Source organism: Amycolatopsis sp. NPDC026612, from assembly GCF_040638285.1.
Lineage (GTDB): Bacteria > Actinomycetota > Actinomycetes > Mycobacteriales > Pseudonocardiaceae > Amycolatopsis.
Map to the genome: position 1 here is coordinate 71,186 of NZ_JBEZYB010000037.1, position 6,786 is coordinate 77,971.

The 6,786-nt window shown below is 71.2% G+C and carries 8 protein-coding genes; 5 read left to right on the forward strand and 3 right to left on the reverse strand.

Features of this window, described 5'->3' with window-relative positions:
• Positions 1-120: 120 nt before the first annotated feature.
• The 3 genes from AB0F15_RS28420 to moaA form a co-directional block, all read right to left on the reverse strand.
• Positions 121-765: a transglycosylase family protein gene (locus tag AB0F15_RS28420; RefSeq protein WP_360276563.1), complete on the reverse strand. Its 645-nt coding sequence runs from the start codon at positions 763-765 to the stop codon at positions 121-123.
• An 854-nt stretch (positions 766-1,619) separates the two neighbouring features.
• Positions 1,620-1,880 carry a MoaD/ThiS family protein gene (locus tag AB0F15_RS28425; RefSeq protein ID WP_360276566.1) on the reverse strand — a complete coding sequence of 87 codons (261 nt, stop codon included), beginning with the start codon at positions 1,878-1,880 and terminating at the stop codon, positions 1,620-1,622.
• Between the two features lies 1 nt (position 1,881).
• Positions 1,882-2,889 (reverse strand): GTP 3',8-cyclase MoaA, encoded by a 1,008-nt coding sequence (moaA, locus tag AB0F15_RS28430; RefSeq protein ID WP_360276568.1) that lies wholly within the window; start codon positions 2,887-2,889, stop codon positions 1,882-1,884.
• Positions 2,890-3,035: 146 nt separating this feature from the next.
• Here moaA and AB0F15_RS28435 point away from each other — a divergent pair, with 146 nt between their 5' ends.
• Genes AB0F15_RS28435 through AB0F15_RS28455 form a run of 5 tightly spaced genes read left to right on the forward strand, consistent with a single transcriptional unit; the run spans position 3,036 to position 6,694 of the window.
• The gene (locus tag AB0F15_RS28435) at positions 3,036-3,515 is read left to right on the forward strand and encodes a MarR family transcriptional regulator (RefSeq protein ID WP_360276579.1); all 480 of its coding nucleotides are present in this window, start codon (positions 3,036-3,038) and stop codon (positions 3,513-3,515) included.
• 33 nt (positions 3,516-3,548) lie between these two features.
• Positions 3,549-3,953 carry a TOBE domain-containing protein gene (locus AB0F15_RS28440; protein WP_360276571.1) on the forward strand — a complete coding sequence of 135 codons (405 nt, stop codon included), beginning with the start codon at positions 3,549-3,551 and terminating at the stop codon, positions 3,951-3,953.
• Positions 3,954-3,994: 41 nt separating this feature from the next.
• Positions 3,995-4,804, forward strand: a complete 810-nt coding sequence (modA, locus tag AB0F15_RS28445) for a molybdate ABC transporter substrate-binding protein (protein ID WP_360276574.1) — start codon at positions 3,995-3,997, stop codon at positions 4,802-4,804.
• A gap of 58 nt (positions 4,805-4,862) precedes the next feature.
• Positions 4,863-5,630, forward strand: coding sequence for an ABC transporter permease (locus AB0F15_RS28450; protein WP_360276582.1), 768 nt, complete (start codon positions 4,863-4,865; stop codon positions 5,628-5,630).
• Positions 5,627-6,694 carry an ABC transporter ATP-binding protein gene (locus AB0F15_RS28455; RefSeq protein WP_360276576.1) on the forward strand — a complete coding sequence of 356 codons (1,068 nt, stop codon included), beginning with the start codon at positions 5,627-5,629 and terminating at the stop codon, positions 6,692-6,694. The genes AB0F15_RS28450 and AB0F15_RS28455 overlap by 4 nt, the downstream gene beginning before the upstream one ends.
• Positions 6,695-6,786 lie beyond the last annotated feature (92 nt).

The following is a 6,786-nucleotide window of genomic DNA, read 5'->3' on the forward strand; positions in this document are numbered from 1 at the left end:
GGCCGCGGCCCACCTCGGAGAGCGCAAACGGACAACAGCCCTCCACCGCCCGGGGGATCGGCGGTGGAGGGCTGTTGTCGTCACGGCTCGAGGCCGGACTCGCGCATCACTGCGTGATCGTCACTTGGTGGCGATCTTCTGGCCGACGAGGATCAGGTCCGCGTTCGGGATGTACTTCGCGTTCAGGTCCTGCAGCTTCTGGTAGCCGCCCTGGACGTTGAACTGCTTGGCGATCTTGGAGAGCGTGTCGCCCGCCACGACGGTGTAGTTACCCGACGGGTTCGAGCTGCTCACGCCGGTCGCCGCGGGGGCGGCCGGAGCCGGCGCCGCCGCCTTCTTCTTGGGGGCGACGGTCGTGCTCTTCTGCGGGGTCACCTTCTTGGTGGTCTTGCCGGTGGCCTTGGGGGCCGCGGAACCGCCGCCACCCTTGCTGCCACAGACCGGCCACGCGTGGATGCCCTGACCCTGCAGGACGCGCTCGGCCACGGCGATCTGCTCCTCGCGGGAAGCGTTCGCCGCGCTGCCGGTGCCGCCGTAGGCCTTCCAGGTGCTCTGCGTGAACTGCAGGCCGCCGTAGTAGCCGTTGCCGGTGTTGGTGTTCCAGTTGCCGCTGCTCTCGCACTGCGCGATGGCGTCCCAGTTGGTCGCCGACGCGGGGGTCGCGGCGATCGCGAGGGGAGCGCCGACCGCGATGCCCGCGATGGCGACGCGAGCGACGGTGCGGGTGGCGGCGGACATCTTGCGGTGCTTGCCTCGGTAAGACATTTGGCTGCTTCTCGGTTTCCCAGCGCCTACGAACCTGTGGTGAGGGTCAGGATCGGGGTCCTGGCGCCGGCCGTCTCAGACCGGCAGACGAGTCCGACGCACGGCGCGTCTTCGTCGTCCCCTCGTCCCTGTCCGGAAATGCTTTCGCTCGGGGTATGGGTCCGGGGATCCGTTGGACAGGGCTAGGCGCTACGGATTCCCGGTCGTGCGTCGGTTGGTCGGGGCCAACCGAAAAGCGACGGTACGTAACGAGAGCCGTGATCGGAAATTATTCGGGGCGTGACCTACGTCACAGTAACGACCCGCAACCCCTGTCGATATGCCCGTTTGCGCAGGTCAGCGAGCCGTTATCTGCTCGTTTCCTCCCCGAGATAAAACACGGATCGTGAGGCTTGCATCACGTGTTTCACGTGGCGAATGGACCATTCGCGCGGTCGGGTGCGCGATTGAAGCGCGCATCTTATGACCACTGCCGGCGCTTCGCCAGACTTGACAATGCAGCCCCAGGTGCCCCGGGAGTCACAACGGTCCCACCTGTTCGTGCGGTTTCGTGCCCCGGTCGGAGCGACATTGACTGCCGTCCTCGCTCGCCGAGGCCCACGCAGGGCGACGGACCAGGCGAAACGGGTCACCGAAGGCGTGGTGGCCGCCCGCGCTCAGCTTCTCGCGAACACCCCGGATCCGGTGACGCGCCACGCCGAAGCCCGGAAACAGCCGTCGCCGAGCGGTCCCCGCCCGTACCCGAGCGGTCCCCGAAATACAGGAAAGGCGAACTCGCGTTCCTGGGTGGACGGCTGGGTACGCGAGTCGTCCGACTGGGGACGTGAGGTGGCTGGTCGGGTGCGTGAGGTGGGTCAGCCGCCCGCGAACGGGGGGAGGACGTCCAGCTCGGCGCCGTCCGTCAGGCGGCGGGAGAGGTCGCGGACCGCGATGCCGTCGAGCAGGTAGCTGACCGCGTCGAGGACCCGCGGCAAGTCCGCCGGGTGGATGCGGCGGAGTTCGGCCACCGCGTCGGCGACCGACGCGCCGTCGGGCAGCTGCACCTTCTCCTCTTCCAGGCCCGCGGCGGCCCGGGCCGCCGCGAAGTACCGCACCACGATGGTCAGGGTCGCCATCTCAACCGCCGATCGCGCTCATCGGCCGGATCGGCTGCGCGAACCCGGCGTCGTTGATCTCGTGGCCGGCGAGCTTGCCCCACATCGTCGCCCGCCAGGCGTCCGCTACCTCCTCATCGCGCGCGCCCGCGCGCACGAGGGACCGCAGATCCGTCTCGTCGTTGCTGAACAGGCAGGAGCGCACCGCGCCGTCCGCGGTCAGCCGCGTCCGCTCGCAGGCCGAGCAGAACGGCCGGGTGACCGACGCGATCACGCCGACGTCGCCGGGGCCGCCGTCGACCAGCCAGCGCTCGGCCGGCGCCCCGCCCCGCGCGACGGGGAACGGCGTCAGCGCGAACTCCGCGCCCAGCATCTCGAGGATCTCGGCCGCGGTGATCATTTCGCCGCGGTTCCAGCCGTGCTGGGCGTCCAGCGGCATCTGCTCGATGAACCGCAGGTGGTAGCCCTCGGCGAGGCAGAACTTCAGCAGCGGCACGGCTTCGGTCTCGTTGAGCCCGCGGATCAGCACGGCGTTGACCTTCACCGGGTCCATCCCGGCGTCCCGCGCCGCGGCCAGCCCGGCCAGGACGTGCGAGAGCCGGTCGCGGCGGGTGATGGTCTTGAACAGCTCGGGGTCGACGGTGTCGAGCGAGACGTTGATCCGGTCCAGGCCGGCCGCGGCGAGCCCGGCTGCGCGCTTGGCCAGGCCGATCCCGTTGGTGGTCATGGACAACCGCGGCCGGGGCGCCAGCGCCGTGATCTGCGCGACGAGGTCTTCGAGGCCCGCCCGCAGCAGCGGTTCCCCGCCGGTGAGGCGGATGTCGGTGATCCCGAGCTGCTCGACGGCGATCCGCATGAGCCGGATCAGCTCGTCGTCGGTCAGCACCTGCTCGCCGGGCATCCAGTCGAGGCCCTCCGCGGGCATGCAGTAGGTGCAGCGCAGGTTGCACCGATCGGTCAGGGAGACCCGCAGATCGGTGGCCACCCGGCCGAAGGTGTCGATGAGGTGGGGATTCTCGGGCCGGGGCACGCGAGAAGACCCTCGTGTGCCGGGAACGCGAGGAAACCCGAGATCCACTGCTGTCATTACGCCCAGAGTAGCTGCGCAAAGCTCGCTAGGATACTTTGCGCCGAGAGTTGTTCAGTGAGTGAACCAACGTGCCGGGAGCAGGGCTCGTGACGGAAAAGACTTACCCGGTCACCGAAGAGGAACTTCTCCGCTTTGCGGAATTGGGTCGCCAAGGCAGCACGTTCACCGTCCTGCGGCACGCGCGGATCGCCGAGCGGATGGGCTTGTCCGGCACCGACCACAAGACGTTCGACCTGGTCATCCAGGTAGGTGGGCCGCTCACCGCCGGCCGGATCGCCGAGCTGACCGGCCTGTCCACGGGTGCGGTCACCGGCGTCATCGACCGGCTGGAGAAAGTCGGCCTGGTCCGGCGCGTGCGCGACACCGAGGACCGCCGCAAGGTTCTCGTCGAGGTGGTGCCGGGGGCGCACGAGCGCTTCGCGCCGCTGTTCGAGTCGGCCTTCGACGCCCTTCGCGAGCAGCTCGCACAGTTCTCCCCGGCCGAGCGAAAAGTGATCGAGCGTTATCAGAATGTCATCCTCGATCAGGTGCGCGCCGAAGTCATGGGTGATTCACGCCCTGCGTAGCTTTTCCTCAACTGCGGAGATAATGTCTGCGGCATGCCGCAATTTCGGTTGTCCGAGGCCGCACGCCTGCTCGGGGTCAGTGATGACACCGTCCGGAGGTGGGTGCGCGCGGGGCAGCTGACCGCGACCGACGACGCCGTCGGCCGCAAGGTCGTCGACGGCGCCCAGCTGGCCGGGTTCGCCCGGGCGCAGGCCACCGCGCCCGACGACCCGTCGGCGGTCGGCCGGTCCGCCCGCAACAGGTTCGTGGGGCTGGTCACCGAGGTGATCGCCGACAAGGTGATGGCCCAGGTGGAACTGCAGTGCGGGGCGCACCGCGTGGTGTCCCTGATGAGTACGGAAGCCGTCCGCGAGCTGGGCCTGCGCCCGGGGGTGCTCGCGGTCGCGGTGGTCAAGGCCACCACTGTCGTGGTGGAAACACCGGAAGGAAGTCGATGAACAACCTCGCTTTTCGGGGGTCCGGGCGGCGAAGCCCCCGGTTGTCACAGCTCGCTCTCGTCGTGGCCGCCGTCGCGCTGTTCGCGGGGGCGTGCAGCAGCTCGGACCAGCCCAGCACGAAGACCGGCGGCGCGTCCGTCACCGCGCCCGCGCCCAAGGGGGCCGCGAACACCGCCGGCGGCACGCTGACCGTGTTCGCCGCCGCGTCGCTCACCGAGTCGTTCACCGCGCTCGGCAAGGAGTTCGAAGCCCAGCACGCCGGGGTCACCGTGAAGTTCAGCTTCGCGGGCTCCTCCACCCTGGAGCAGCAGCTCGACAACGGGGCGAAGGCCGACGTCTTCGCCTCCGCCGACCAGGCGACCATGGACAAGGCCGTCCAGGGCGGCGTGGTCGACGGCCAGGCGACCGTGTTCGCCACGAACAAGCTGGCCATCGCCGTCGCGCCGGGCAACCCCAAGGGCATCAAGTCGTTCGCCGACCTGAACAAGCCCAATCTGACCGTGATCACCTGCGCCGCGCAGGTGCCGTGCGGTGCGGCGGCGAAGAAGGTCGAGACGGCCACCGGCGTCACGCTCAAGCCGAAGAGCGAGGAACAGGACGTCAAGCAGGTGCTGAACAAGGTCCTGTCCGGTGACGCCGATGCGGGCCTGGTCTACGTCACCGACGTCACCTCGGCCGCGGGCAAGGCCGACAAGGTCGACTTCCCCGAGGCGGCTCAGGCGATCAACAGCTACCCGATCGCCACGGTCAAGGGCGGTCAGGCCGACCTGGCGCACCAGTTCGAAGAGTTCGTCGTCGGCGCCCAGGGCAAGAACGAGCTGACGAAGGCCGGGTTCGGTTCTGCGCAGTAGCCGTCCCGCGAGTGGCCGGCGGGGTGCCGCCCCGGCCGGCCACTCGCGCGTGCCGTGGGTGCTGGGCGTGCCGGCCGCACTCGCGCTGGCGCTCGTGGTGCTGCCGGTCGCCGGGCTGCTGGTCCGCACGGACCTGACCCGGCTGCCGTCGCTCATCGTCTCGCCGTCGGCACTGCACGCGCTGCGGCTGTCACTGGTCACCGCCGCGCTGTCCACGGTGGCCTGCGTGCTGCTCGGCGTGCCGCTGGCCGTCGTGCTCGCCAGGGCCCGGTTCGCCGGCGTCCGGCTGCTGCGCTCGATCGTGCTGCTGCCCCTGGTCCTGCCGCCGGTCGTCGGCGGTCTCGCGCTGCTCTACCTGCTCGGCCGCAAGGGCTTCCTCGGCATCCTGATCACCGCGCTGACCGGGGAATCCGTCGCGTTCACCACGACCGCCGTGGTCATCGCGCAGACGTTCGTCGCGATGCCGTTCCTCGTGGTCAGCCTCGAAGGCGCGCTGCGCGGCGCCGGCGACCGCTACGAGCAGGTCGCCGCGACGCTCGGCGCGCGCCCCTGGACGGTGTTCCGCCGGGTCACGCTGCCGCTGCTGCTGCCCGCGCTCGGCTCCGGCGTCGTCCTCAGCTTCGCCCGCGCGCTCGGCGAGTTCGGCGCCACGATCACCTTCGCGGGCAGCCTCGAAGACGTCACCCGCACCCTCCCGCTCGAGGTCTACACGCAGGCCCAGGTGGACATCGACAGCGCCGTCGCCCTGTCGCTGCTGCTCATCGCCGTGGCCGTCGTCGTGATCGCCGTCGCGCGGCCGCGCTCCTGGGAAGGCGGCCTCCGGTGAGCCTCGCGGCCCGGATCACCGCCGTGCGCGGCTCGTTCGACCTCGACGTCGACGTCGAGGTGCCCACCGGGCACGTGCTGGCGTTGCTCGGCCCGAACGGCTCCGGCAAGTCGACGGTCCTGGGCTGCCTCGCCGGGCTGATCACGCCGGTGTCGGCGGAGATCATGGTGGCCGGCCGGGCCCTGGCCGGCGTGCCGCCGCACCGCCGCGGGATCGGGCTGCTCTCCCAGGACGCGCTCCTCTTCCCGCACCTGTCCGCGGCGGACAACGTCGCCTTCTCGCCCCGCTCGACCGGCGCCGGCCGTCGCGCCGCGCGGGAGCGCGCCTACTACTGGCTGGCCGAGGTCGACGCCGTTCCGCTGGCCGACCGGCGGCCGGGGCAGCTGTCCGGCGGCCAGGCCCAGCGCGTCGCCATCGCCAGGGCCCTGGCCGCCGAGCCGGAGCTGCTGCTGCTCGACGAGCCGTTCGCCGCCCTCGACGTCGACGCCGCGCCGTCGATCCGCGGTCTGCTGCGGCGGGTGCTCAAGACCGGGCCGACGACCGTGCTCGTCACGCACGACCCGCTGGACGCGCTCGCGCTCGCCGACGAAGTCGCGGTGCTGAACGGCGGCCGGATCGTCGAACGCGGCCCGACCCGCGAAGTCCTTTCCGCCCCGCGGACGGCGTTCACCGCGCGGATCGCCGGCCTCAACCTCGTCGCCGGCACCGCGGTCACCGAAGGGCTGCGGACGGCGTCCGGCGAGGTCGTCAGCGGCCTCCCGGCGGCCGACGTGGTGCCGGGGGAGCCCGCGGTGGCGGTGTTCCCGCCCAACGCCGTCGCCGTCTACCCGCACGACGGCGAGCACCGCGGCAGCCCGCGCAACACCACCGACGCCGTCGTCGCGGCCCTGGAGCCGCACGGGCCGGTGATCCGGCTCCGGGCCGAGGGCGACGGCTGGGCCCACGGCCTCACCGCCGACCTCACCCCGGCCGCCGTGGCCGAGCTCGCCCTGGAGCCCGGCTCGGCGGTGACGCTGTCGGTGAAGGCCGCGACCGTGGCGGTGCACCCGGCCGCGGCCTCCTGAGTCTCCCGCGGCTGGTCGTGCCGCCAGCGGCCCGGGATCGGCACGGTCGCGAACGTCGTGGTCATCTCGGTGACCGTCGACCTCGTCCGGGC